Origin of the sequence: Haladaptatus salinisoli (genome assembly GCF_020614375.1) — an archaeon.
GTDB lineage: Archaea > Halobacteriota > Halobacteria > Halobacteriales > Haladaptataceae > Haladaptatus > Haladaptatus salinisoli.
On sequence record NZ_CP085327.1, the window covers coordinates 1,346,094 to 1,372,342 of the forward strand.

A 26,249-nucleotide genomic window follows, 5' to 3' on the forward strand; every position below is an offset into this window, starting at 1 on the left:
CGCTCCGCGACATATTCTACCCACGTATATAGTCGATTAATTTATTAATTATTCCATCAGCAAATTATATCGCGTCGTGGATGATCGTAACAAACGCATCATGCCATCACGACGCGATATGCTCAAGAAGCTCGGCGCGGCGGGAACGGCGGCGGTCGCGGTCTCGGGGCTGTCGGGCTCCGCCGCCGCCGAACCCGGTTCCATCCCGTCGCACTACCTCGCGGAGTACCGCGACACGGGTGCCAACTGGGGAATCGACTGGACGTACCTCGCGGGAATCGGCTGGATAGAGACCCACCACGGCCAGTACGAGGCCGGCTGCGATACGTCGTCCGCGGGGGCGAGAGGACCGATGCAGTTCATGCCCTCGACGTGGGACTACTACGGTCTCGACGGCGACGGCGACGGGTACGCGAACATCTGCGACTATCAGGACGCGATTCCGTCCGCCGCCTACTACCTGACCGACAACGGCGCGCCCGAGGACTGGGACGGCGCGCTGTACGCCTACAACCACAGTTGGTCCTACGTCAGCGACGTGAAGAACGCCGCGGCGTACTACCGCGACGTTTACGGAAGCGGCGGCGGTGGCGGGTTCGTCGACGGCGACCGGGTGACGCCGACCGTCAACCTGAACACGCGGGAGCAGCCGGGGACGGAGTCGCCCGTCGTCGCCACGGTCTCGCCGGGCGAGGTCGGCGAGATCATGAACGGGCCGACGACCGAGGACGGCTACACCTGGTGGGGCGTCCACTGGCTCGACCGCAACGTCTGGGGCTGGTCCGTCGAACGCTACCTCACCTACGCGTAAGCGCCCGACGGACTCCACGACCGACGAATCGCTTATCGTCGAATCAGTCCGCCGTCGCCGGTTTACGCTCGTCTTCCAGCACGCCTCGTCGCCAGCGACCGAGGCTGAACCAGAGCGCGCCCACGACGAACGACCCGACGGCCGAGAGCGACCACGACCACCAGAGGCCGCCGACGCCCCACGCCAGTCCCGAGACGACGACCGGCCCGAGCGACAGGGTCCACTGGTAGGCGAGCAGGAGCGCGACGGGGATGCGGAGCACCCAGCGCGAGAGGAACGAGAGCGACATCGCGACGCCGGTGTCGCCCGCGCCGCGGAAGCCGCCCTGAATCACCATCAGCCCGCCGAAGAAGGCCAGAAACGGGCCGATGACGTAGAGGAAGTCGACGCCTTCTTCGACCACCGCCGGGTCGTTCGTGAACACCCGCATCCCCACGGCGGGGAACGCGACCATCAACCCGCCGGCGGCGAAGAGCACGCCCAGCGTGCCGGCGGTCGCCTTCCACGTCACTTCGGCGGCCCTGTCGGGCGTCTCCGCGCCGAGGTTCTGGCCGACGCCCGTCGCGGCGGCCTGACCGACCGCGCCCGAGACGGTCCACGAGACGGACATCAGCCTGACGCCGATACCGTATGCGGCGGTGGGGACCGGCCCGAATCGGGCGACCAGCGCGGCCATCGCCACGGCGGCGAAACTCCGGGCCGCGCCGTCGACGGTCGCCGGGGAACCGACGGTGACGAGTTTCTTCAACACCGGCCAGTCCGGGCGCAGGTCGTCGAGCCGAAGTCGGATGCCCCAGTCACCGCGAAGGAGCACGTAGACGCCGACGATGGCCGCGAACACGCGAGCGACGAGCGTGGCGACCGCCGCGCCGCGAGTGCCCATCTCGGGGAACGGACCGTAACCGAGGATGAGAAACGGGTCGAGAACGACGTTCATCCCCGCCGAGAGCACCATCAGCCACATCGCGGTTTTGGTGTCGCCCGCGCCGCGGAGGACGGCGCGGAAGACGAAGAAGAGGAACGTGAACGGGATGGAAAAGAAGAGCACCTCGATGTACCGGAGCGCCTCGCGGAACACCGCACCCTCCGCGCCGACGAGCGAGAGCAGGGGGTATCGAAAGGCGTAACCGAGCGACGCGAGGACGACGCCGACGAGGACGGTGAGCAGCGTCGTCTGCGCGACGACGTTGTCCGCGGCCCGGTCGTCGCCGGCGCCGACGTGCTGCGAGACGAGCGCGACCGACGACGCGGTGAGCCCCATCGCCAGCGAGACGAACAGCCACGACGTCGGGAACATGAGCGAGACCGCGGCGACCGCGGCGGTGCTGACCTGCCCGACCCAGAACATATCCGCGAGGTTGTAGAACGTCTGGAGGAGGTTGCCGACGACCAGCGGCCACGCGAGGCTCATCAGCTTCGGCGTGATGGCTCCGTCGGTCATATCGACGCGACTCTCGGCTCGTCGGGACACGTATCTATCGCCACATTGGTCGACCGATTCTTAAACGCACGTGTTCCGTCCCCTCCCTGCCGGATTTCCGACCGAGGCGGACGCTCGGCGGTGGGCGGCGAAGCGTCGGTTCACTGCCGAAACTCGCGGAGAACGTGCTGAAACTCGCGGTGGTCGCCGAGGTCGACGGACTCGTCGAGGGTTCGGCGGACGGTCTCGATTTCGGATTCGAGCGCGACGAACTCCTCGCTCTCACGGAGTTCGTCGTGAGGACGTTCGGCCACCAGGTTCGCGTGAGTCGCGACGAGGGAGTAGTAGCGCGTCAGCCGGTCCGCGTACTCCGCCCGAGCGTGGAGCGCCGTCACCGTCTCTCGAAGCGTCTCGCCGTCCACGGGTTTCGTGACGTACTCGTCGAACTCCATGTCGATGATGTCGTAGTCGGGTGCCACCGCCGTCGTCATGGCGACCCGACAGTCGTGTCCGCGGTCGCGAATCGTTTCGAGAACGGTTTCGCCGCCCGCGCCCGGCATCTTTCGGTCGAGCAGCACCACGTCGATGCGCTCCGAAAGCCGGTCGAGCGTCGTGACCGCTTCGCGTCCGTCGTTGGCTGTGTACGTCCGGAACTCGGAGAGCCACGCTTCGTACAAATCGGTGACTTCGGACTCGTCGTCCACTATCAGTACGCCAACGTCTCCTGATTCGGTCATCGTGCCAGTACCTCGGTGCGGAGATGGGTAACAGCGCCAGTAATATCTTTCCCTCCACACATACGACATCTAGAATTTCTCTACGCGCGTTCGATACCGGGAGAAACCGCCGGGAACGTGAGCACCGCGACGGTGCCTCGGGGGTCCGCGTCTTCGAACCGGACGGTTCCGCCGAACTGCTCCATCATCACGTGAACGAAGTAGAGACCGAATCCGACGGACCCCGACGTTTCGGACGTGACGTTACGGTCGAACACCTGCGACTTCATCTCGTCGGGGATGCCGGGACCGTCGTCCTCGATTTCGACGCGTACGTCGCCGCCCGAGCGACGCGCCCGTATCGCGAGCGAGGGGAAGTCCGCGTCGTTGTGCTCGATGGCGTTCAGTAGGACGTTCTCCAACACTTCGCCGAGCAGTTCGTTCGCGGAGACGCGCAGGCCGTCCTCGATGTCCGTTCGGACGCTGACGTCCGGGTACGTGTTTCGAATCTTCGTCGCCTTCTTCGACAGCGTCTCGGACAGGGAGCGGGTCGTCAGCGACACCGACTCGGAGTTCGTCACGGTCTCGCTGACGGTCCGCACCTTCTGCGTCAACTGTCCGATATCCTCGCTCCAATCGCGGACGGTTTCGAGGAGCGGTTCCCCCGATTCGTCCACGTGTTCGTCGAGGAGTCCGAGATTCCCGTTGATGACGGTTATCCCGTTCAGGATGTCGTGGCGGAGGACGCCGTTGAAGAACTCTATCTGCTCGGTTCGCTCCTCGACCATCGCCTGACTCTCGCGCAGTTCGGCCTCTCGCCGCGCCCGGTCGAGCGCCGTCTCGGTCGTGGTCGCCAGAACGGTGGCGAATCGCCGGTCGTCGTCGGTGAACGCGCGCTTCTCCACGTCGCTTCCGACGCCGAGAACGCCGTGTTCGCCCAGCGGGAGCAACAGCACGCATCCGACCGGGAAGTCGGCGTACCGGAGTTCCGAAAGCTCCGCCGAGGTTTCGTGGACGGCGGGAGCGCCGGTCTCGAACGCCTCCCAGACGGGACCGTCGTCGCGGGGCAGAACCATCGAACCGTCGGTTCTGCGCGCGATGGTCCCCGTCAAGGCGACCGACCGGAGCGCGGTTCCGTCGTCGTTCGGAAAGAGGACGCCGGAATGGGGATGGTCGAGCACGTCGTCCGCGGTTTCGACGGCGATTTCGGCGATCTCTTCGCGGCGTTCCGCGTCCATGAACCGGCGACTCGCGGATTGAAGCGCGCGGAGCGTCCTTTCTCGGCGCTTCTGAACGGTTATCTCCCGAAGGACGAGAATTTCGGCGCGGTGGATGCCGTGGTGGTCGCGTATCGCGGTTCGCTGCGGGTCGTACACCGGATTCTCCGGCACGGCACCGCCGTCCGCTCGAACGGGAGCGGGCGAAAACGGTTCGTCCGCGGACACCGCGTCGAGCAGCCCCGGAACGACGGCTTCGAGGTCGCGGCCGACGACGTCCGACGACTCGAACAGCGCCTCCGCCGCCGCGTTGTACTCGAGGATTCGACGGTCGTCGACGACGATGACCGGGTCGTCCATCTCGTCCAGCACGACCTCCGCGGCGAGGGGAGCGACGTCGAGAAAATCGTACCGGAAGAGCGCGAGACCGACGAGGACGCCGCCCCCGGCGAAGGAGACCGGCGTCAGGGTGAGCACGTAGCGCGGGACGACGAAGGTGAAAAAGACGGCACCGGCGAGCGGGAACAGTCCCGCGAAGACGATGGCCGCCGTCTGTTTTCGATAGAGGCGGTCGACGCGCATGAGGAACGCGAGGAGGAACGCGAACCCGGTCGCGACGACCACGAACAGGTAGGCGAGGTGGAAGTAGAACGACGGCGGGTGGGCCACTGACACGACGGTCAGACCGCCCATCGACGCCACGCGGGCGCTCTCGTTCGTGAATCCGTATCCGGGGGTGGCGAGTTCGAAGAGGCTGTAGACGACGGGCTCGGCCCAGATGAGCGGAACCGTCCTCGCGGTCAACCAGTCGTCCCGGCCGACGTACTCGAGCGCGAAGGTGAGCCAGAGGAACGGGACGACGGTCACGCACACGCCGACGAGCGTCACCCAGAGGACGGCGCGAGGGCGCGTCGAACTCGTAAAGAGGAGAAGCGAGAAGAGACACCAGCCCGCGATGGCGACCGTCAGCGACGAGAACGACTTCGCACCGGGCACGTCCCGGTTCGACCACGCGTACCGTGCGAGCGCGAACCCGACGCCGCACCCGACCGCGGTTCCCGCGAGCACGACACCGGCGGGGAACGTGATGGTTTCGAACATGTCAGAATAGTTCTCGGTACGACGAGATGCGATATAGCCGTTTCTTCCATTATCAGGCCAGATAATCGGAAGACGGCGGGGGCGAACGGCGGGAGCCGAACCCCGTCGTTCGCACGCGATTTTCGCTGGCGAAACGTTTACCAGCACGATGACCGTAGCCGAGGGCGATGACCGACACGAACCGGGGTGATGGGTGAGTGGAACTCATCATCACCGAGAAGGACAACGCTGCGCGCCGGATCGCCGACATTCTCTCCGGCGGCAGCGCCGACGCCGACCGACGGAACGGCGTCAACGTCTACAAGTGGGGCGGCAAGCGATGCATCGGCCTGTCGGGTCACGTCGTCGGAGTGGACTTCCCCCCCGAGTACAACGACTGGCGCGACGTGGAACCGGTCGAACTCATCGACGCCGACATCGAGAAACAACCGACCAAGGAGAACATCGTCCGCACGCTGCGGTTGCTCGCCCGCGACGCGAACCGCGTGACGATAGCGACGGACTACGACCGCGAGGGCGAACTCATCGGAAAGGAGGCGTGGGAACTCGTCCGCGAGGTGAACGAGGACGTGCCGGTTCACCGGGTGCGGTTCTCCTCGATCACCGAGAACGAGGTCGCCTCCGCCTTCGAGAACCCCGACGAACTCGACTTCGACCTCGCGGCGGCGGGCGAGGCGCGCCAGATAATCGACCTCATCTGGGGCGCGGCGCTGACTCGCTTCCTCTCGCTCTCGGCGAGACAGCTCGGTAACGACTTCATCAGCGTCGGGCGGGTGCAGAGCCCGACGCTCAAGCTCATCGTCGACCGCGAGCGCGAGATTCAGGCGTTCGACCCCGAGGACTACTGGGAGCTGTTCGCCGACCTCCGGAAGGCCGGCGAGGAGTTCGAAGCCCAGTACTTCTACCGCGACGAGGACGGCAACGAGGCCGAGCGCGTCTGGGACGAAGAAACGGCGAAGAAGGCGTACGAGACGCTCGAAGAGGCGACGCGGGCGACCGTCGAGCGCGTCTCGCGGCGCACGCGAACCGACGACCCGCCCGCGCCGTTCAACACGACGCAGTTCATCCGCGCGGCGGGCAGCCTCGGCTACTCCGCCCAGCGCGCGATGAGCATCGCGGAGGACCTCTACACCGCCGGCTACATCACCTATCCGCGCACCGACAACACGGTGTATCCGGACGACCTGGACCCCGAGGAGCTGCTCGACACCTTCGTCGGGAACTACCACTTCGGCGAGGACGCCGAGCACCTGCTGGAGCGGGACGACATCGAGCCGACGGAGGGCGACGAGGAGACGACCGACCACCCCCCGATTCACCCGACGGAGGATATCCCGACGAAGGGCGAGTTGGGCGACGACGAGTGGGATGTGTACGAACTCGTCGTCCGGCGCTTCTTCGCCACGGTCGCCGATAGCGCGAAGTGGGAGCACCTGAAGGTGGTCGCCGCGGTGTCCGACCTCTCGCTCAAGGCGAACGGGAAGCGACTGCTCGAATCGGGCTACCACGCGGTCTACCCGTACTTCAACACCAGCGAGAACTACGTGCCGAACGTCGAGGAGGGCGAGACGCTCGACGTGACCGACACGCGGATCGAGGAGAAACAGACCCAACCGCCCCGTCGGTACGGCCAGTCGCGGCTCATCGAGACCATGGAGAAGATGGGCATCGGAACGAAGAGCACGCGCCACAACACCATCCAGAAGCTCTACGACCGGGGGTACCTCGAAAGCGACCCGCCGCGACCGACGCGGCTCGCGCAGGCGGTCGTGGAGGCCGCGGAGGACTACGCCGACCTCGTGGTGAGCGAGACGATGACCCGCCGACTCGAGGAGGACATGACCGCAATCGCCGAGGGCGACGCCGAGTTGGACGACGTGGCCGACTCCTCGCGCGAGATTCTGGCCGAGGTGTTCGACGACCTGGAGGAGTCGCGCGAGGAAATCGGCAAACACCTCCAGCAGTCGCTGAAGGAGGACAAGACGCTCGGTCCGTGTCCCGACTGCGGCGAGAGTCTGCTCGTCCGCCAGAGCAGGCGGGGGTCGTACTTCGTCGGCTGCGACGGCTACCCCGACTGCACGTACACCCTCCCCCTGCCGAACAAGGGGAAGCCGCTCCTGCTGGACGAGACGTGCGAGGAACACGGCCTGCGCGAGGTGAAGATGCTCGCCGGACGGAGCACCTTCGTCCACGGCTGCCCCCTGTGCAAGGCGGAAGAGGCAGAGGAAGAAGAGGACCGCGTCATCGGCGACTGTCCGGAGTGCGGCGAGGAACACGGCGGGGAGTTGGCGATAAAGCGCCTCCAGACCGGTTCGCGGCTGGTCGGCTGCACGCGCTACCCCGACTGCGACTACTCGCTTCCCCTCCCGCGCCGGGGCGACATCGAAGTGACGGACGAGCGCTGCGAGGAGCACGGCCTGCCGGAACTCGTCGTCCACGGCGGCGACGAACCGTGGGAACTCGGCTGTCCCATCTGCAACTACCGGGAGTTCAAGGAGCGCGAGTCCAAGAGCGGCCTCGAAGCCATCGAGGGAATCGGCTCGAAGACGGCCGAGAAACTCGCCGAGGCCGGCATCCAGAACGTAGACGACCTGAAGAGCGCGGAGGTCGAGACCGTCGCGGAGCGGGTCAGCGGCGTGAGCGAAGACCGGTTGCGGAGTTGGCAGGCGAAAGCGGACTGAGCCACTCGTCCCGTCCGATTCTCGTCGTTCGTTTCTGAAATCGGCTGTCCGACCTGCCGCCGCGCTGGAGCAGGCGATGCGACCGCCGGAGGCCAGCAGTTCGCCGCGAACGAGGAGGAAAGCGACGAGGGCCGACGACCGTGCGGAACGCGGTGAGGTGAGGGAGGAGTGCCTTTGGTCGAGCGTTTACGACGTCGCGCGGGCGCTGCCCCCCGACCGTCGTAAAAGGTCGTGGTGGTCGTTTCGAAGCTGTTTTAGCCCGCAATTCTGAAAAGGGGCCTATGACTGCGCCGTGGGACGACTGGAGCCACATCACCAAAATCGACCCGGACAAGACCCTCGCGGGCGACGACACCTTCGCCGACGTGTGTTCGACGGGGACGGACGCCCTCGAGATCGGGGGGACGCTGGGGATGACCGAGGAGAAGATGACGCGAGTCATCGATGCGTGCGCCGAGTACGACGTGCCGCTGTATCAGGAACCGAGCAATCCCGCGGTCGTCGTGGAGAACGAGGCGCTCGACGGCTACCTCGTCCCGACCGTGCTGAACACGCGCGACGTCGCGTGGATCGCCGGCCTCCACAAGGAGTGGGTGCGCATCACGGATATCGACTGGTCGAAGACGTTCACCGAGGGGTATATCATCCTCAATCCGGATTCCAGCGTCGCCCAGTACACCGAGGCCAACTGCGACCAGACCGCCGACGACGTCGCGGCCTACGCCGAACTGGCGGAGCGCGCGCTCGGCCAGCGGATAATCTACGTCGAGTACTCCGGCATGTTCGGCGACACCGAGGTCGTCGCGGCGGCGCAGGACGCGCTGGACGAGGCGACGCTGTTCTACGGCGGCGGCATCCACGACTACGACTCCGCGCACACGATGGCCCAGCACGCGGACGTCGTCGTCGTCGGTAACCTCGTCCACGACGAGGGCGTGGACGCCGTCCGCGAGACGGTCGAAGCGGCGAACGAAGCGAAGAAGACGCGCGCCGAATCGGCGTAGGGCCACTTTTTACGCGGATTTTCGGTCGGTAGCGACGCGGAGACGCTTCTTCGACGAACGGTCGCTGTCGATTTCGCGCTTCGAAAATGTATGAACGATACGTTCATGTATTCATAGCACCGAGATACACGGTGAGAGACCATGTCGACGATCGAGACGCGAAACCTGACGAAGTTCTACGGCGAGACGCGGGGTATCGAAGACCTGAACCTCGCCGTCGAGGAGGGCGAGGTGTTCGGCTTCCTCGGCCCGAACGGGGCCGGGAAGACGACGACGATTCGAACCCTGCTCGGATTCATCGCGCCCACGGCGGGAGGGGCGACGGTGCTCGGACGCGACGTGCGTGACGAGCGGGCGCTCATCGAAGCCAAGCGCCGCGTCGGCTACCTGCCGAGCGACCCCGGCTTCGACGAGGAGACGACCGGCGCGCGGTTCCTCGACTATCAGGCGTCGCTGAAGGGCGACGCCCGACGCGGCGAACTGCTCGACCTGTTCGACGCGCCGACCGACCGGAAGATCGGCGCGCTCTCGCGCGGGAACAAGCAGAAACTCGCCATCGTGCAGGCGTTCATGCACGACCCCGACCTCGTGATCATGGACGAACCGACCTCGGGGCTCGACCCGCTGATGCAGGAACGCTTCTACGACTTCATCCAAGCCGAGCGGGAGCGGGGGAAGACGATATTCTTCTCCAGCCACATCCTGAGCGAGGTTCGGAAGGTGTGCGACCGCGTCGGCATCATCCGAGACGGACGACTCGTCACGACCGAGGACGTGGAGACGCTGCTCGACCGGAGCGGCAAGCGCGTCCGAGTGAACGTCGAAGAGTCGGTCGACCCGGCCGATTTCGACATCGCGGGCGTCCACGACCTCTCGCTGGACGGGGAGGTGCGATTCACCTTCACGGGCGAGTACGACGCGCTCATCGACCACCTCTCGGCGTTCCACATCGTCGATCTGGACGTGGAGGAAGCGCCGCTGGACGAGGTGTTCATGCGGTTCTACGGGGGCGAGGCGCATGCTTGAAATCGTGCGCTACGAGGCCTCCCGGCGGTACAAGAGCGCGGTCGTCCTCTCCGTGCTGCTCGCCCTGCTGTCGGTGTTGATGGTCGCCCTGTTCCCGTCCATCGAATCGTCCGGCGCGGACATCGACGCCTACTGGGAGAGCCTGCCGCCCGCGATGAAGGCGGCGTTCGGCGCGTCCGGCGGCGGCTTCTCGCTGACCACGATAGAGGGGTTCCTCGCGGTCGAAATCTACCAGTTCTTCTGGCTCCTGCTGCTCGGCATCTACGTCGCCTACGTGGCCGGGAGCCTCATCGCGGGCGACGTGGAGCGCGACCGACTGGACGTCCTGCTTGCCGCACCCGTCTCGCGCTCGACGGTGCTGGTCGAGAAGTTCGTCTCGCTGCTGCCGACGATACTCGTCCTCAACGTCGTCGTCGGAGCGGTCGTGTACGGGAGCATCGTCGCGGTCGGCGAATCGGCGTCGATGGTCGACGTGGCGATGGTTCACCTGCTGTCGATACCGTACCTGCTCGCGTGCGGAGCCATCGGACTGCTCCTCTCGGTGCTGTTCGACCGTGCCGACATCGCCCAGCGCGGCGGTCTCGGCGCGGTGTTCGCCCTATTCCTGCTCGACTCCGTCAGCGAATCGGCGGGCGTCGATTGGCTCGGCGCGATAAGCCCGACGCGCTACTACGACCCCACGGCCATCCTCGTCTCCGGGGAGTACGACTGGGCGGGGGCCGCCGTGCTGCTCGGAGCGACCGTCGCGCTGGTGCTCGTGAGCCGCGCCGTGTTCCGACGGAAGGATATCGCGTGAGGGACGAAAGATGAGGGTGGACGAGACGGAGGATACCGCATGAGGGGCTTCGACGAGGAAGAGCGAGAGCGCATCCGGGAGGAGTTGATGGCGGCGGGCCGCGACCTGTTCGCGCGGTACGGGCCGCGAAAGACGACCATCGCCGACCTCACCGACGCGGTCGGTATCGCCAACGGAACGTTCTACCGCTTTTTCGACTCGAAGGAGGAGCTGTACTTCGAGGTCGTCCAGCGGGAGGGCCACGAACTCGCGGACGAACTCGTCGCGAACTCGCTGGCGGCGGAAGACGACCCCGAGCGAGCGATTCGGCGGTTCCTCCGCCTGCTGGTCGAGACGATGGAGGAGAACGAACTGTTCCAGCAGTTGCTCGAGGGCGACGAACTCGCGCGGATGATGCGAACGATGGACGGCCTCTCGGACGAAGAACTCGAAGCGCGGCGGGCGGCCTCGTTCGCGTACGTGCTCCCGTACGTCGAACGGTGGCAGGAAGCGGGGAAGATTCGCGACGGGGACCCCTACGCCATCGTGGGGGCGATGGGCGTCGTGAAGTTCCTCCCCCTGTACCGCGAGCAGTTCGGGGAGTACTACCCCGCCGTCCGCGACACGCTCATCGAAACCGTCGCGGCGGGGCTGACGCGGCCGCCGGAGTGAGCCACGGCGGCCGGAAACGAACGCGTTTAAGACCGCCCCGGAAGAACTGCGCCGTATGCAGAACCGTACCTACACCGCGGACGCCGAACCCGGCGACAGCGTCACGGTCGCCGGCTGGGTGCACGAAATCCGCGACCTCGGCGGTATCGCATTCCTCATCGTCCGCGACACGACCGGGAAGATTCAGGTCAAGTTCGAGAAGGACGAGATGGACGACGACCTCGTGGAGACGGGACTGGGCGTCAACCGCGAGAGCGTCGTGAAGATATCGGGTGACGTGGAAGAGGAGCCGCGCGCGCCGACCGACGTTGAAATCGTTCCGACGGAAGTCGAAGTCATCGCGCCCGCAGAGCCGGAACTTCCGCTCGACCCCAGCGGAAAGGTGGACGCCGACCTCTCGACGCGCCTCGACAACCGGACGCTCGACGCGCGAAAGGAGGACGTGGAGGCGGCGTTCAAAATCCGCGCCGAGGTGCTTCGCTCCGTGCGCGAGCAGTTCCGCGAACTGGGCTGCACCGAGATAAACACGCCGAAGATAGTGGCGACGGGAACGGAGGGCGGAACCGAACTGTTCCCCATCACCTACTTCGGGCGCGAGGCGTTCATGAACCAGTCGCCGCAGTTGTTCAAGCAGTTGATGGTCGGCTCCGGTCTCGAGCGCGTCTTCGAAATCGGTCCCATCTTCCGCGCCGAGGAGCACAACACCCCGCGCCACCTGAACGAGGCGACGAGCATCGACTTCGAGAGCGCCTTTTTCGACCACACCGAGGCGATGGACGCCTGCGAATCGGTCGTCAAAGCCGCCTACGAGGGCGTCGCCGAGAACTGTAGCGACGAACTCGACGCGCTCGGCGTCGACTTCGAAGTCCCGGAGGGCGATTTCCCGCGACTCACCTACGAGGAGGCCATCGAGCGGATCAACGCCACCGGCGAACTGGACGAGATGCTGGTCTGGGGCGACGACCTCCCGACCGAGGGCGAGAAGGCGCTCGGCGAGGACGTGGGCAGCCACTACTTCATCACCGACTGGCCCAGCGAGATAAAACCGTTCTACATCAAAGACCACGACGACGACGAGGAGCTCTCGACGGGCTTCGACATGATGCACCCGCGGATGGAACTCGTCTCGGGCGGCCAGCGCGAACACCGCTTCGACCGCCTCGTCGAAGGCTTCGAACAGCAGGGTCTCGACCCCGAGGCGTTCGACTACTACACGAAGATGTTCAAGTACGGCATGCCTCCCCACGCCGGTTGGGGCCTCGGCGGCGAGCGTCTGGTCATGACGATGCTCGGACTCGACAACATCCGCGAAGCGGTGTTGTTCCCGCGAGACCGACAGCGGCTCTCGCCGTAGTCGGCGAGCGGGAGCAGGGAGTGGAGCGAACTCGCCGCGACTGCCATCCACAGCAACCGTTCTTCGACAGTCGAGCGCGACGCCGAGTAACGGCGTCGAATTTTAAGGGTTATACGCCGTCGCTCGAAAGGACCGCCTATGAGTGACGAGGCAGGTCGCGCGTTCGTCCCCGGACACATCACGGGATTCTTCAGCATCCACGAAGCCGACGACAGCGAGCGGGCCGGGTCTCGGGGCGCGGGCGTGACGCTCTCGGAGGGGGTGACCGTCGCGGTCGAACCCGCCGAGGAGACGAGCATCGAACTGAACGGCGAGTCGTTCGTCGAATCCGGGCGGCGGGTGCTCGATGCGCTCGGCGTGACGGCCCGGGTGACGGCGGCGACCGACCTCCCGCTCGGGGCGGGATTCGGCGTCTCGGGGGCGCTGGCGCTCGGAACGGCGCTCGCCGCGAACGAGCGGTTCGACTGCGGGCGTTCGGAGAACGAACTCGTTACCGTCGCGCACGTCGCGGAGGTCGAGGCGGGCACCGGCCTCGGCGACGTGGTCGCGCAGGCGCGCGGCGGGATTCCGGTCCGACTCGAACCGGGCGCGCCCGAGTACAACCGCCTCGACGGCGTCCCGAAACGAGCGCGCATCGAGTACCGTTCGCTCGGCGAACTCTCGACCGCGGAGGTGCTCTCGGGGAGCACGGAGCGGATATCGAAGGCGGGCGTCGAAGCCCTCGTGGCGCTCGTGAACGAACCCACGCTCGACACGTTCATGAGCGAATCGCGGAGGTTCGCCGAGAAGACTGGACTGCTCACCGACGAAGTCCGCGACGTTATCGAGGACGTACACGACGCCGGCGGGCGGGCGTCGATGGCGATGCTCGGCCGGACGGTGTTCGCGCTCGACGACGGCCTCAGCGACGCGGGGTACGACGCGCGCGCCTGCCGAACGCACCACGCCGGGGCGACGCTGCTCGACTGACGCGAAACCGTACCGATTTTTACCACTTCTTCCCAAGGACGACCATGACCGACGAAGGGGAGATTCCCGAAGACCATCCCCGCTACCAGTCGCTGCTCACGCGCCACCGAATCGAGGACGGCGTCGAAAGGGGCGTCACGAGCAAGCAGGGCCTCATCGCCGAGGGGCGGGGCGAGGCGTTCGATTACCTGCTCGGCGAGGAGACGATTCGGAGCGCGGACGAGGCCGAGCGGGCGGCGGCGGCCCAACTGCTGCTCGCGGAGCACGCCGTCCTCTCCGTCAACGGGAACGTCGCGGCGCTCGTACCCGACGAAATCGTGGCGCTCGCCGAGGCGACCGGCGCGGACATCGAGGTCAACCTGTTCAACCGCACGAACGAGCGTATGCGGGCCATCGCCGACCACCTGCGCGAGCACGGGGCCGAGGAGGTGAAGGGACTCGACGCGGACGCTCGGATTCCGGGATTGGAGCACGAGCGGGGGAAGGTGGACGAAGACGGCATCTACGCCGCCGACGTGGTACTCGTCCCCTTGGAGGACGGCGACCGGGCCGAGGCGCTCGCCGCGATGGGAAAGACCGAAATCGTCATCGACCTCAATCCGCTCTCGCGCTCGCCGCGAACCGCCGCGATACCCATCGTCGACAACATCGTGCGGGCCGTGCCGAACGTGACGGCGCACGCGCGTGAACTGGCGGACGCGCCGAGTGAGGAACTGGAAGCCATCGTCGCGGAGTTCGATCGGGAAGAGGCGCTTCGAGACGCCGAGAACGCGATCCGAGACATCTAGCGCTCGCCGGACGCGACGACCGATTCATCCGCCAACAAGTATATTCGACCGGGGGCGCTGAAGGACGGTGGAGCTAGTTACAATGGCAACCGGCACGGTAGACTTCTTCAACGACAGCGGACGGTACGGTTTCATCGACACCGAGGACGCGGACGAGGACGTGTTCTTCCACATGGAAGACGTCGGCGGTCCCGACTTGGAGGAGGGCCAAGAAGTGGAGTTCGACATCGAACAGGCCGACAAAGGACCGCGAGCGAAGAATCTCACTCGGCTGTAGGGATCGAACCGTTCCTCGGTTCGATCTCTCCGCGAACGCTTCGGGTCTCGAATGAGTCCGCCGGGTCTTTACGGACGGACGGAGAGTAGATACTCGTGGACACCGACGAAGTTCTTCGACGATGGGCGAAACGGTCGGGAGCGTACTCTCCGGACTACTACGCCTACTACGGCCCGAACGAGGCGAGCGAGTCGGTACGCGCCCGTCTCGACTCGCTCGCCGGTTCCAACCCGACGGTCCTGGAACTCGGGTGCAGTTCGGGCCGCCACCTCTCTCACCTCCGCGACCACGGCTACGAGGACCTGTACGGCATCGACATCAACGACGAAGCGCTCGACGTGATGGAGGACGCCTACCCGGACCTCGCCGCCCGCGGCACGTTCTACATCGACGCCATCGAAAACGTCGTCGCGGATTTCGACGACGGGCGCTTCGACGTCGTGTACTCGGTGGAGACGCTCCAGCACCTCCACCCCGACAACGAGTGGGTGTTCGAGGAACTGTCCCGAATCACGGACGACCTGCTCGTCACGGTGGAAAACGAGGGGGAGGAGGGTCGCCGGTCGGCCGAACCGACGGTGAACTACGTCGACGACGACTTCCCGCTGTACTATCGGAACTGGAATCGCGTCTTCTCGGAGCGGGGCTTCGTCGAGGTCGATTCCGAACCGGTCGAGCGGAACACGCTTCGAGCGTTCCGACCGACGCGGGAGTAATCGTCGCGTTCGACGGCAGCTAGTACTTCGGCTCCGCGCCGGTGATGCTGTAGATGTCGTCCATGATGCCGTCACGCTGTTCCTGCCACGTTTCGAGTCCGGCGGGCGAGGTCGGGTAGTCCTCGTAGTGGTTCTTGAGTTCGCCCGCCTTCTTCTGGACGCGCGACATCTCCCAGAGCAGGTCCCAGTGGCCGAACGTCTTGAACAGCGTCTTGATTTTCAGCCCCAGCCCCATCGAGGTCGTCCCCTTCGACCCGAGCGCGTCAACGAGTTGTTGGCTGGGGAGCGCCGTGATGAGACCGGTGAGTTCCTCCACGTCGTGCGCGCCGCCGAAGATGTTGTACACGTCCATCGCGGCGAACTTCTTGCCGAAGTCGGTCATCACCTCGTGGTTGTACCCCCAGAAGCGCTCCTCGCTCGGATCGTCCTCGGTGACGGCTTCCACGGCGCGTCGAGCGGCCCACGCGCCGGACTTCGCCGCGCCCGGAATCCCGCCGCCCGTCGTCGGGTTGACGTGCCCCGCGGCGTCGCCCACCGCCACGAACCCGGGCGCGACGGCGGAGTCGTAGGGTCGTCGGGTCGGCAGGGCCGCGCCGAGTTTGTCCTTCACCTTCGCGCCCGCGAACTCCGCGCGGTTTCGCAGGTCGCGCTTGAGTATCTCCACGAGTTCCATCGGCTCCTTGTTCATCTGGAAACCGAGCCCCGCGTTTATCTCCGTGCCCGAGCGGGGGAAGTACCAGAGGTAGCCCAGTTCCTCGGTCGGCTTGAAGACGATGGCGTCGTCCCACTCGACGGGGTCTTTCACCTCCACGATTTCGCGGTAGGCCGAACAGAACTGCGAGTAGTTGACGTTCGTGTCGAACGTGGTCTCGCGCAGGTCGGCCTTGTCCTGGAGAATCGAGAGCGCCCCGGCGGCGTCGACGACGACCGTCGACTCGTAGGCGAGCGGCGTTCCCTTCCGCGTCGCGCGGACGCCCGTGATTCGACCGTCGCTGTCCTGAATCACGTTCTGGACGACGGTGTCGTAGTGAATGTTCGCGCCCGCGCGCCGGGCCTCGTCGAGGATGACCTCGCCGTAGCGCTTCCGGTCGAGCACCGAGCCGTTGATGTCGCCGAACGGGATGTCGATGCTCTCGCCCGAGAGGGGGTTCTCGAACACCGCGCGTCGGATGTTCTGGTTGCTAAAGGACTCCTCGCGCAGTCGCTCGCGGTCGATAACGTCCGGGAAGGTGCTCTTGCCCTTGATAGCGTCGCCGCAGGCGATGTGGCCCGCCTCCTCGGGGGACTTCCGCTCCAGCAGGACGACATCCACGCCCTCGCCGGCGGCCGTCGCCGCAGCGAACGCTCCGGCGGTACCGCCTCCGACGACGACGATGTCGTATGTTTCCGCAGTCATCTCTATACGGTGTTACTGGTCATATCATAAAAAACAGACGCAAACGCCCCCGAGGGCCGGATTTTTCGTCGGAGGGGGGAGGTCAGAAACCGCCGTTTTCCGTTCCTCGTTCGGTTCGGTCCCGGACGAAACGCGCCGTTTCCGTCTTCGTCGGGGAGCGACGGATTACGAACGAAACTCGGGCGGGGCGACCGGTTCGAGGTCGCGGTCCGCGAGGAGTTCGGCGAGGAACTCGGCTCGTCGGCCGATTTCGTCGGGACGGTGCGAGTCGGTTCCGACGGCGACCGGGATATCGTACTCGCGCAGGACGTCGAGGAACCCGGAATCGGGGTGGACGACGCCCGCGTCCGTCAGGGCGCGACCGGCGTTGATTTCCGGAATCGTCCGGGAGTCGGCGAGCGCCCGCGCGGTGCGGCGGTAGTGTTCTCGGGTGGCGCGGCCGCGGAGCGCTTCCGTGCGCTCCACGAGGTCGACGTGCGCGGCGACCTCGAACAACTCCGATTCGACGAGCGCCACGAGCTTCTCGAAGTACCGGTCGACGATGGCGTCGAGTTCGTCGGCCGTCTTCCCGGAGAAGTTCGATTCGACCTGGACGTTCGCGTCGTCGATCCAGTGGACGCTCCCGAGGGCGTAGTCGAACTCGCCCTCCTCGAGGAAGTTCCGAATCCGGGTCTCGTCGCGGGGTTCGTAATCGACCTCGACCGCGTCGTGTATCTCGACGGCGGCGTCCTCGCGAAGCCGCCGGATGGCGCGGCGGCGGCGCTCGTAGGTGACGTCGAGGTTGAACCCCTGCAGTGCGCGCGTGTCCGCCATGACGTCGCGTGGCGAGACGTTACAGTGGTCCGCGAACCCGACGCCAGTGAACTCCGTTTCCTCGGCGGCGCGAACCATCGCGCTGAGGAACGTCCCGTCGGAGTAGTTCGAGTGGATGTGGCAGTCTTGCACGGTACGAGAGGGGGAGTCTGACGGGTAAATAGTTGGGGGAGAGCGGCGTTCGACCGGGAGGTACGTCGCCTTCGACGACGGTTACGACCCGAAACGCGGCGCTTCCGGCGGGAGGGGACGGTCGGGTCGCACCCGCCGCTGGTCGGAAGCCGCGTCGGTCGAAAAAGCGAAACCGCGCCGTCAGTAGAACTCGCGCACCAGGTCCATCGCGCCTTCGGGCGCGCCGTCGGGAATCTCGGCCATGTTCCCCTCGATGCCGTGGAGTTCGTGGTACGGGACGCTGTCTTCGTCCTGGTAGATGATGCCCTGGTACTCCTTGCTCGCGTCGAGAATCTTGTCCTTGGCCGCGTCGTAGTCGGCCGGGTCGTGGTCCTCGTCCGCGAGGTCGACGATGGAGTCGCGCCAGTAGTCGTAGGTGTCGACGTCGTTGAACGTCACGCAGGGCGAGAAGACGTTCACGAAGCCGAAGCCGTCGTGCTCGATGGCCTTCTGGACGATTTCTGCGTGGCGCTGGGCGTCGGTCGAGAACGACTGCGCGATGAACGTTCCGCCCGCCGACAGCGCGAGCGCGAGGGGGTTCACCGGGGGCTGTTTCGGTCCCTCCGGCGTCGTGCTCGTCTCGAAGTCCTCGCGGCTGGTCGGCGAGGCCTGTCCCTTGGTCAACCCGTAGATGCGGTTGTCCATGACGATGTAGCTCATGTCCACGTTCCGGCGAACCGCGTGGATGAAGTGGCCCACGCCGATGGAGTAGCCGTCGCCGTCGCCGCCCGCGACCATCACTTCCAGATCGGGGTTGGCGAGTTTGACGCCGGTGCCGACCGGGAGCGCGCGCCCGTGAACGCCGTGGATGGCGTACGAGTGCATGAACGTCCCGATCTTACCGGAGCAGCCGATACCCGCCACGATGAACGTGTCGTCGGGGCTGTTGCCGGTTTCGGCGAGTGCTTTCATCATCCCGTTCATCGTCCCGAAGTCCCCGCACCCGGGACACCACGTCGGTTGCTTGTCCGACTTGAAGTCGGTGAATCTCACGTCCGAGCTCATGCTTTTACCTCCTGACCGAGTTTCGCTTTGATTTCGTCCGCCAGTTCGTCCGCCTTGAACCGCACGCCGTTGTACTTGTTTATCCGCTCGACACGGGTAAGGGCGTCGTGTTCGATGAGGTCGGCGAACTGCCCCGTGGCGTTACACTCGACCACGATGACCTCGTCCGCGGCCTCGATGTCCCCGGTGAGGTCGGGGCGCGGGAAGATGTAGGGCACCGAGAGGAATCGGACGCTCACGCCCTCCTCCTCGAGGTAGCCGTTGGCTTCGCGCAGCGCGCCCTCGTTCGACCCCCACGTGATGACGAGCGTGTCGGCGTCCGGGTCGCCGAACTCGCGGACGTCCCAGTCCTCTTCTTCCTTCGCCGTCTCGACCTTGCGGTTTCGCTTGTCCACCTGTTCGACGCGAATCTCGGTGTCCTCGGTTCGGCGACCGAGCGCGTTGTGTTCGAGGCCGGTGGACATGTGTGCGCCGCCCTTCGTGCCGGGGAACGCCCGGGGGCTGACGCCGTCCGCCGTCGGGAAGTGCGGCTGGAAGCGACCCTGCTCGTCGGTCCACGCCTCGATGTCGTTCTCGTCCACGATGTTCCCGCGCTCTATCTCCACGGCGTCCATGTCGAACTCCTCCGGCGAGAACGTCTGTTCGGTGACCGCCATGGCGAGGTCGGAGAGCAGGAAGACGGGGGTCTGGTACTTCTCGGCCAGGTTGAACGCCTCGACCGTCTTGTGAAAACACTCTGCGACGGTCGTCGGCGCGACGACGAACCGCGGAATCTCGCCGTGGCCGCCGTACAGCGTCATGTTCAGGTCGCCCTGCTCCTGTTTGGTCGGCATCCCGGTCGAGGGACCGGAGCGCATCACGTCGCAGATGACCAGCGGCGTCTCGCTCTGCGCGACGAGACCGAACGTCTCGGTCATCAGGTCGATACCCGGACCGGAGGTCGCCGTCATCGCGCGTGCGCCCGAGCGGGCCGCACCGAGCGCCATGTTGATGGCCGACAGTTCGTCCTCGGCCTGCATCACGGTGCCGCCGAAGTGTTCGATTCTGCCCGTCAGATACTCCATCACGTTGGTCGCGGGCGTGATGGGGTAGCCGGAGTAGAACCGGCAACCGGCGGCGATCGCGCCCATCCCGATGGCCTCGTCGCCGTTGAGCAAAACGTAGTCCTCGTCCGTCGTCTCGATGTCGTAGGCGAAGTCGTGGTCGTACTCCTCCTGGACGTGCTCCTGCCCCAGGCGCGCCGCCTGTTTGTTGTTCTCGACGATGGACTCGCCTTTGTCTCCGAACTTCTTGTCGAGCGCGCTGTCGAGGTTCTCTATCGGGAAGTTCGCCACCTCGCAGGCCGCGCCGAGCGCGACGATGTTCTGCATGATGGCTCCGCCCGCGTCCTCCGCGAGACGCTTGAGCGGAACGGACAGCCCGAGCATCTCTTCGGGGATGTCCACGTCCTCCATCTCGGTGCGTTCCCCGTCGTAGATGATGACGCTGTCCTCGTGAAGTTCGTCGAGGTTCTCGTCGATGGTTCGCTGGGTCAGCGCAACGAGGATATCCAGTCGGTCGACGACGCTCTCGACTCGGTCGGTAGACGACCGGATCTTGTACGCGGTGTACCCACCCCGAATGCGGGAGGCGAAGTCCTTCGACGTGAAGACGTGTCGCCCCGCGCGGGAAAGGGCCGTTGCGAAGATTTTCCCGGTCGAATCGATTCCATCGCCGGCTTCCCCGCCGATGGCCCAGTTCAGGTCTTGCATCGTTGCTAAGCTAACCGGTGACAAATCAAAAGCCTTCTGAAGCAGGTTCGGCAGGCGGGTGAAAAAGACAAGAAGGGATTTGTGCCGGACGACCAAAGGGGCCACCATGGAAAGCACCGAAGTCGTCGTTCGGTCGGTACGAACCGTCGGTCCGGACACGGTCGCACTGATTCTGGAATCGCCGCCGGAGTTCGACGCCCGCCCGGGGCAGTTCCTCCAAGTCGCGGGCGAGGTCGACGGCGAAGAGGTGGCTCGCCACTACACGCTCTCGTCGCCGGGCACCGACGACACCTTCGAGATGACGGTCGGCGTCGACCCCGACGGCGACCTCAGCCCGTGGCTCGCCGAACGCGAGCAGGGCGACACGCTCGAAGTGACGGGACCGTTCGGGCGCTCGTACTACGAGGACGAATCCAGCGTCGTCGTCCTCGCTGGCGGACCGGGCGTCGGCCCGGCGGTCGGAATCGCGGAGCGCGCGGTGGCGGACGGCGGCGAGGCGGTCGTCGTCTACCGGGACGACGAACCGGCGCACGAAGACCGGTTGCGAGGACTCGAAGCCGCGGGCGCGACGGTGTTCGTGACCGACGAACCGCTGGCCGACAGCGACGACGTGCGCGACCTGCTGTCCGACGCGGAAGGGCAGGTGTTCGTCTACGGGTTCGCCGACTTCCTCGACGACGCGAGCGACGCGCTGGCGGCGGCCGGGCACGACCCGGACGACGCGAAGGTCGAGAACTTCGGATAGCGCCGCGAAAAGCAGTACTCTTTTATCATCCCGTGAAAATAACCCACACTCAATGGGTCTCAGGTGTTCGCTGCTGGGGCACGATTACGGCGAGTCCGAAATCGAGCGCGAGCGAGAAGAACAAGGCAACGAAGTGGTGGTGTCGGTTCGGGAGTTCCAAGAGTGTGCGCGCTGCGGCGACCAGCAGGTCGTCAGCGAGAACAAGGAAGTGACCGCACTCGAGGACCCCGAACCGACGCCCGAACCGATAGAGAGTCGAGAACCGGCCGAACCGGAACCGACGCCCGAACCGGCCGAGGTGCGGGAACCGGAGCCGATCGGATTCAACGACGACGACTTCGAACCGCCGGAGAGCGCGGAGGAGGACGACGGCATCATCCTCGAAGACGAGGAGGACGACGAATCCGGCGGGCGCGAGCGCGGGGAGTGGCCCGACCCGGAGGAGACGAACGTGGACGACTCCGGCCGCGCGCCGACCGAGTGGCCGGACACCGGACTCGAAGACGAGGGATTCAGCGCCGAACCGGGCGACGGCGGTCGCGCCGACGTGAGCTTCGGCGGAAGTCTCACCCCGGAGAGCGCGCCCGAGGCGAGCGACGAGACGGAGTACGTCGAAGCGGAGTCCCGCGAGGAGACGGGGTTCGTCAGAACGACGCGACCGGAACCGCAGACCGACACGGGGTTCACCCGGGCGCGCGAAGCGCCCAGCCCCGACCAGGCCTCCGAATCGAATCCGGACGCCGAACTCGTCTGTCCCGAGTGCGGCCACGTCGACGACGCGTCGGGGTCGTCGCTCCGCGCGGGCGACATCTGTCCCGAGTGTCGCCGCGGGTATCTCAGCGAACGGGACTGACTCCTCGAAGCGTTCGACTCGCGCGGCGTTCGACGCGCCGGGGTGGGAGTTCGACCGCCGGGGGACCTCTCTCGATTTTCGACCGGGGAGCGTCGTCCCCGCTCCCCTTTTAAAGAAGGAGGCGTTCCGCTTGCAGCACCCCGAACGTGACGCGAAAAGAGTAAACATCCACCCCTCTAATCTGGTGCCAACGCATGAAGGAGTACAAGATGCGACGCGGAGAGCACCTCGAAGACCGCATGCCAGACCTGAAAGCGAGTATCGAGGAGTACTTCGGGCCGGTATCGGGCACGGAAGAGTTCAACGGACACGAACTCTACGTGGTCGAGGAGCCCGACAACCCGGTGTTCGAGAAGGTCATCGCGGGTGCCGCGTCGTACAGCGGAAAGAAGGACAAACTCGCCGTCCACTTCGAAGAGCGCCCCGCCGAAGACGTCATCGCGGAAGGGAACGCCGACGCCGCAGCGGACGCCGTCAGCAAGAAAAACGAGTTCCTCCTCGAAGCGACCGGGCGCGACGCCAAAGCCCGCCGCGACTCGTTGAAGCGCACCGTCGAAGACAAAGCCGACACGCCGGACAACGTTTAGTTACGTCCGAGTTTCTGCCGACTGATGTTGACGCCCGACGGCGTCACGATGAGTTGGTCGTCACCCTTCTGGACGATGTCGCCGTCGACCTCGCGGGCGACCTGCTGGAGTTCGTCGGTGATTCGCTCGACGGTCGTGTCCTCGGTGCGGAGGCGGGTGATGTCGGCGACGACGAGGTCTCCGTCGTACACCGCGTCCTTGATGGCGATAACGTCCTGCTGGCCGCCGATTTCCGCGATGTGGATGCTCATTCCCGCTTCGTCCGAGGCCGTCTCGAAATCGTCCAGGTCGAGTTCGACGTAATCCCCGACGCTTCCGGACGGCCCATCGCCGAGAATTTTGTTCATGAAACCCATAGGAAGATGGGGTCGTCGAACGAGTATAGTTCTTACGTCAGACGGTCGAAATTCGAATGCGCTTCGCCGCGAAACGGACTTTTTTGACGGTACACCCCCATGCTCCGACGCGTGACGTTCAGTATCTGCGTCAGGGAGGAGTACGTCGACGAAGACGGGAACGACCAGCATCGGTTCGGCGTCGCCGTCACGACGCGACTCGCGGCGGTCGGGACGCTGTGTCCGTTCGCCAGCGAGAACGGCGCGGTCGCCACGCAGAGCCTCGTCAACGTCGAACTCGGACGAAAGGGCGTCGAGTATCTGGACGACGGGCTCTCGGTGGACGACGCCCTGCGGGCGCTCCTCAACGCGGACGACGGGGCCGAGCAGCGCCAACTGCACGGCGTGGACGCCGACGGAACTTTCGCGTTCTCCGGCGAGGAGTGCAACGGCTGGTACGGGCACGTCGAAAGGGAGAACTACACCGTCGCGGGGAACCTGTTGGTCGGCGAGTCCGTCGTCGACGCGACCGCCGCCGCGTACGAAAACGCCGACCGCGACGCCCCGCTCGCGGAACGGCTCGTCGACGCCTTGGCCGCGGGGCAGGCGGAGGGCGGCGATAGGCGGGAGGAACTCCACGTCCAGAGCGCCGCCCTGTTGGTCGAGACGACGGAGGACCGCGAGATGGAACCGTACTACGACGACCTCCGGGTCGACGCGAGCCAGACGCCTATCGAAGACCTCCGGGCGACCTACGAACTCGCCCGCGAGGGGTTCGAGATGGCCGTCGAGCGCTACGGCGAGGAGGCCGACGGCGACGACGACGGAGCCGACTGACGAGTCCTTTCGACCGAAACGGATGGGTTTATGGCCGAAAGCGACACACCTGCGGGTATGGAAGTCAAGTCTCGTCACCACCTCCGAAGCGACGAGGTCAGGGAGATAGAGGACGCGCTCGCGGACTCGCTCGGCGTCGAACTGGACGCGGACACCTACGAACTCGTCGAGTTGGACGGAAGCGAGTTCGACCTCGTGCTGATCGACGGCGACCCCGTCGTCGTGTACGTGGACGACCGACCGTTCCTCACGGTGCGGGGCGCGAACGCGCATCCTCCGACGAGTCACCTCGTCACGGTGGACGCGGGAGCCGTGTCGTTCGTCAGCGACGGGGCCGACGTGATGCGCCCCGGCATCGTCGAAGCCGACGACGACATCGAACCGGGCGACCTCGTCGCCATCGCGGAGGAGACCCACGGCAAGGTGCTCGCCATCGGTCGCGCGAAGACGACCGGCGACGACATGGTCGGCGACTCCGGAAAGGTGGTCGAGTCGGTTCACCACGTCGGCGACGACCTCTACCAGTTCGCGGTGTAGTCACCCCCGTCGCTCCCCGCCGGGGAAAGGGCGAAGTGGGAGGGCGTCGAAGGGGGAAGTATGTGGGGTTCCCGGCGGAACCGGGAGAGAAAGTCAGTAGTCTGCATCGCGTGTGGCGACGCCGTCAACCGCTCTGCGGCCCGCGAGTACGACAAGGAGGGCAACCGCTGGGAGCGGAACGGGAAGTCGTTCGAACACCTCTGCAAGGCGTGTCACCGCGACCTCTGTCACCAACCGCGCGACGAACTGGAGACCATCCTCGTGGAGATCGACGCGGGAGGTGTCGAGCAGGGCGAATTTTTCACCCGGTACGAAACCGCCGTCCGCGACCGCTACGGACCGCTGGAAGAGCGAGAAGGCTGACCAGTCGATACGACTAACTTGCCGACTCCCCTACCGACGGCCATGACCAGCGACGCACAGGCCGAGGCCGGAACCGCCGAGGGGCAGGGACCGGTCGAAATCTCGCCGGAACTCGCCCAGCGACTCGACGAGAAGCGTGAACAGCTGTTCGAGAAGTTCGAGATCCGGGACGAGTTCCCGCAGGCCGTGATGACCGAGGCCGAGAGGCGAACCGAGGACATCCAACAGGAGATTCAGGACGAGGTCGACGAGCGCGAAGATCTGCGCGACATGACGACGTGGACGACCGACCCCGTCGACGCGCAGGACTTCGACGACGCCATCTCCGTCGAGGAGCGCGACGACGAGTACGTCCTCTGGGTTCACATCGCCGACGTGACCCACTACGTCCACCCCGAGTCGAACATGTGGGAGGAAGCCGTAAAGCGGGGGAACACGGTGTATCTGCCCGCCTACACGATACACATGCTCCCGCCGATGCTGGCCGAGACGGTCTGCTCTCTGGTGCCGAACGAGGACCGCCTCGCCCACACCGTCGAGATGCACCTGGACAAGGAGAACCTCTCCTACGAGACCATCGACATCTACAAGTCCGTCATCCGGAGCGACGAGCGACTCACCTACTCGCAGGCGGAGAACCGCATCGACGACGAGGGCGCGCCGCTCCACGAGGAGTGCAAACTCTCCTTCGAACTCGCCGACCGGATGCACGAACAGCGCAAGGAAGACGGCAGCCTCGTCCTCAATCCGCGGCGCGACCGCGCGCACACCATCATCGAGGAGTCGATGCTGAAGGCGAACAAGGCGGTCACGCACGAACTGATGTGGGGACGGGGCGTCGAAGCGATGTACCGCGTCCATCCGCAACCGACGCCGGACGAGTGGAGCGAGGCACTACAGGAGATACAGGATTTGGACGGCGTCTCGATTCCGGGGAGCACGTGGGACGACCCGCGGAAGGCGGTCAACGCCACGCTCGAAGAAGCGCCGCCGCGCCAACTCGACAAGATTCAGTGGGCCGTGATGAAGGTGATGCCGCGCGCCCGGTACATGAGCGATCCGTTCGGCGGTCATCACGCCCTGAACTTCGAGATTTACGGCCACTTCACCAGTCCGATTCGGCGGCTCTCCGACCTCATCAACCACTGGATCGTCTACACGAACGACGTGCCGGAGGACCTCGTTGCGCTCTGCGACCGCGCCAGCGACAAGCAGGCGGACGCCGAGGCCTGCGAGCGCGAGTACAAACAGTTCTTGGAGGAAGTCGGCCTCGACCCGAACGCGGTCAACAACCGTGGCGTCGAAGTGGTCGAGGAGGAGTGAAAGCGC

General features: G+C 65.7%; 26 protein-coding genes. 18 read left to right on the forward strand and 8 right to left on the reverse strand.

Features of this window, described 5'->3' with window-relative positions:
• The first annotated feature begins 100 nt into the window (after window positions 1-100).
• On the forward strand, window positions 101-811 hold the full coding sequence (locus LIX00_RS07335) for a lytic transglycosylase domain-containing protein (protein WP_227355551.1): 711 nt from the start codon (window positions 101-103) through the stop codon (window positions 809-811).
• Window positions 812-854: 43 nt separating this feature from the next.
• On the opposite strand, the gene LIX00_RS07340 is transcribed toward LIX00_RS07335, so the two are convergent.
• From LIX00_RS07340 to LIX00_RS07350, 3 genes are all read right to left on the reverse strand, one after another.
• Entirely contained in the window at window positions 855-2,252 is a 1,398-nt protein-coding gene (locus LIX00_RS07340) for an MATE family efflux transporter (protein WP_368410740.1), read from the reverse strand.
• Between the two features lie 140 nt (window positions 2,253-2,392).
• The gene (locus LIX00_RS07345) at window positions 2,393-2,968 is read right to left on the reverse strand and encodes a response regulator (RefSeq protein WP_227355553.1); all 576 of its coding nucleotides are present in this window, start codon (window positions 2,966-2,968) and stop codon (window positions 2,393-2,395) included.
• Between the two features lie 80 nt (window positions 2,969-3,048).
• Window positions 3,049-5,265: a sensor histidine kinase gene (locus tag LIX00_RS07350; RefSeq protein WP_227355554.1), complete on the reverse strand. Its 2,217-nt coding sequence runs from the start codon at window positions 5,263-5,265 to the stop codon at window positions 3,049-3,051.
• 197 nt (window positions 5,266-5,462) lie between these two features.
• Between LIX00_RS07350 and LIX00_RS07355 the strand changes: the two genes are divergently transcribed.
• The 10 genes from LIX00_RS07355 (at window position 5,463) to LIX00_RS07400 (ending at window position 15,527) form a co-directional block, all read left to right on the forward strand.
• On the forward strand, window positions 5,463-7,946 hold the full coding sequence (locus tag LIX00_RS07355; RefSeq protein ID WP_227355555.1) for a DNA topoisomerase I: 2,484 nt from the start codon (window positions 5,463-5,465) through the stop codon (window positions 7,944-7,946).
• A 281-nt stretch (window positions 7,947-8,227) separates the two neighbouring features.
• On the forward strand, window positions 8,228-8,950 hold the full coding sequence (locus LIX00_RS07360; RefSeq protein WP_227355556.1) for a phosphoglycerol geranylgeranyltransferase: 723 nt from the start codon (window positions 8,228-8,230) through the stop codon (window positions 8,948-8,950).
• 141 nt (window positions 8,951-9,091) lie between these two features.
• Entirely contained in the window at window positions 9,092-9,976 is an 885-nt protein-coding gene (locus LIX00_RS07365; RefSeq protein WP_227355557.1) for an ABC transporter ATP-binding protein, read from the forward strand.
• A complete protein-coding gene (locus tag LIX00_RS07370; protein WP_227355558.1) occupies window positions 9,969-10,772 on the forward strand; it encodes a DUF2705 family protein in 804 nt (267 codons plus the stop codon). Before LIX00_RS07365 ends, LIX00_RS07370 begins: the two co-directional genes overlap by 8 nt.
• 39 nt (window positions 10,773-10,811) lie before the next feature.
• The gene (locus LIX00_RS07375) at window positions 10,812-11,423 is read left to right on the forward strand and encodes a TetR/AcrR family transcriptional regulator (protein ID WP_227355559.1); all 612 of its coding nucleotides are present in this window, start codon (window positions 10,812-10,814) and stop codon (window positions 11,421-11,423) included.
• Between the two features lie 55 nt (window positions 11,424-11,478).
• Window positions 11,479-12,777 carry an aspartate--tRNA(Asn) ligase gene (gene aspS / locus LIX00_RS07380; protein WP_227355560.1) on the forward strand — a complete coding sequence of 433 codons (1,299 nt, stop codon included), beginning with the start codon at window positions 11,479-11,481 and terminating at the stop codon, window positions 12,775-12,777.
• 138 nt (window positions 12,778-12,915) lie between these two features.
• Window positions 12,916-13,746 carry a pantoate kinase gene (locus LIX00_RS07385; protein ID WP_227355561.1) on the forward strand — a complete coding sequence of 277 codons (831 nt, stop codon included), beginning with the start codon at window positions 12,916-12,918 and terminating at the stop codon, window positions 13,744-13,746.
• 44 nt (window positions 13,747-13,790) lie between these two features.
• Window positions 13,791-14,534, forward strand: coding sequence for a 4-phosphopantoate--beta-alanine ligase (locus LIX00_RS07390; RefSeq protein ID WP_227355562.1), 744 nt, complete (start codon window positions 13,791-13,793; stop codon window positions 14,532-14,534).
• An 82-nt stretch (window positions 14,535-14,616) separates the two neighbouring features.
• Window positions 14,617-14,811 carry a cold-shock protein gene (locus LIX00_RS07395; protein WP_227355563.1) on the forward strand — a complete coding sequence of 65 codons (195 nt, stop codon included), beginning with the start codon at window positions 14,617-14,619 and terminating at the stop codon, window positions 14,809-14,811.
• 95 nt (window positions 14,812-14,906) lie between these two features.
• A complete protein-coding gene (locus LIX00_RS07400; protein WP_227355564.1) occupies window positions 14,907-15,527 on the forward strand; it encodes a class I SAM-dependent methyltransferase in 621 nt (206 codons plus the stop codon).
• 19 nt (window positions 15,528-15,546) lie between these two features.
• Here the strand turns inward: LIX00_RS07400 and LIX00_RS07405 are convergent, their stop codons facing one another.
• The 4 genes from LIX00_RS07405 to LIX00_RS07420 form a co-directional block, all read right to left on the reverse strand.
• Window positions 15,547-16,923, reverse strand: coding sequence for a geranylgeranyl reductase family protein (locus LIX00_RS07405; protein ID WP_227355565.1), 1,377 nt, complete (start codon window positions 16,921-16,923; stop codon window positions 15,547-15,549).
• Window positions 16,924-17,088: 165 nt separating this feature from the next.
• Entirely contained in the window at window positions 17,089-17,868 is a 780-nt protein-coding gene (locus LIX00_RS07410; protein ID WP_227355566.1) for a PHP domain-containing protein, read from the reverse strand.
• 180 nt (window positions 17,869-18,048) lie between these two features.
• A complete protein-coding gene (locus LIX00_RS07415; protein ID WP_227355567.1) occupies window positions 18,049-18,912 on the reverse strand; it encodes a 2-oxoacid:ferredoxin oxidoreductase subunit beta in 864 nt (287 codons plus the stop codon).
• A complete protein-coding gene (locus LIX00_RS07420; RefSeq protein ID WP_227355568.1) occupies window positions 18,909-20,663 on the reverse strand; it encodes a 2-oxoacid:acceptor oxidoreductase subunit alpha in 1,755 nt (584 codons plus the stop codon). The genes LIX00_RS07415 and LIX00_RS07420 overlap by 4 nt, the downstream gene beginning before the upstream one ends.
• 106 nt (window positions 20,664-20,769) lie before the next feature.
• Between LIX00_RS07420 and LIX00_RS07425 the strand changes: the two genes are divergently transcribed.
• From LIX00_RS07425 to LIX00_RS07435, 3 genes are all read left to right on the forward strand, one after another.
• Window positions 20,770-21,408, forward strand: a complete 639-nt coding sequence (locus tag LIX00_RS07425; RefSeq protein WP_227355569.1) for an FAD-dependent oxidoreductase — start codon at window positions 20,770-20,772, stop codon at window positions 21,406-21,408.
• A 52-nt stretch (window positions 21,409-21,460) separates the two neighbouring features.
• Entirely contained in the window at window positions 21,461-22,261 is an 801-nt protein-coding gene (locus LIX00_RS07430; RefSeq protein ID WP_227355570.1) for a DUF7093 family protein, read from the forward strand.
• Window positions 22,262-22,455: 194 nt separating this feature from the next.
• Window positions 22,456-22,848, forward strand: a complete 393-nt coding sequence (locus LIX00_RS07435; protein ID WP_227355571.1) for a DUF5611 family protein — start codon at window positions 22,456-22,458, stop codon at window positions 22,846-22,848.
• On the opposite strand, the gene LIX00_RS07440 is transcribed toward LIX00_RS07435, so the two are convergent.
• On the reverse strand, window positions 22,845-23,204 hold the full coding sequence (locus LIX00_RS07440) for a cell division protein SepF (RefSeq protein WP_227355572.1): 360 nt from the start codon (window positions 23,202-23,204) through the stop codon (window positions 22,845-22,847). The genes LIX00_RS07435 and LIX00_RS07440 overlap by 4 nt on opposite strands.
• Before the next feature lie 111 nt (window positions 23,205-23,315).
• Between LIX00_RS07440 and LIX00_RS07445 the strand changes: the two genes are divergently transcribed.
• Genes LIX00_RS07445 through LIX00_RS07460 form a run of 4 tightly spaced genes read left to right on the forward strand, consistent with a single transcriptional unit; the run spans window position 23,316 to window position 26,243 of the window.
• Window positions 23,316-24,020 (forward strand): DUF1028 domain-containing protein, encoded by a 705-nt coding sequence (locus LIX00_RS07445; protein ID WP_227355573.1) that lies wholly within the window; start codon window positions 23,316-23,318, stop codon window positions 24,018-24,020.
• Between the two features lie 57 nt (window positions 24,021-24,077).
• A complete protein-coding gene (locus LIX00_RS07450) occupies window positions 24,078-24,557 on the forward strand; it encodes an RNA-binding protein (RefSeq protein WP_227355574.1) in 480 nt (159 codons plus the stop codon).
• 60 nt (window positions 24,558-24,617) lie between these two features.
• Entirely contained in the window at window positions 24,618-24,920 is a 303-nt protein-coding gene (locus LIX00_RS07455) for a DUF7562 family protein (protein ID WP_227355575.1), read from the forward strand.
• A 42-nt stretch (window positions 24,921-24,962) separates the two neighbouring features.
• Window positions 24,963-26,243, forward strand: a complete 1,281-nt coding sequence (locus tag LIX00_RS07460; protein ID WP_227355576.1) for a ribonuclease catalytic domain-containing protein — start codon at window positions 24,963-24,965, stop codon at window positions 26,241-26,243.
• Window positions 26,244-26,249 lie beyond the last annotated feature (6 nt).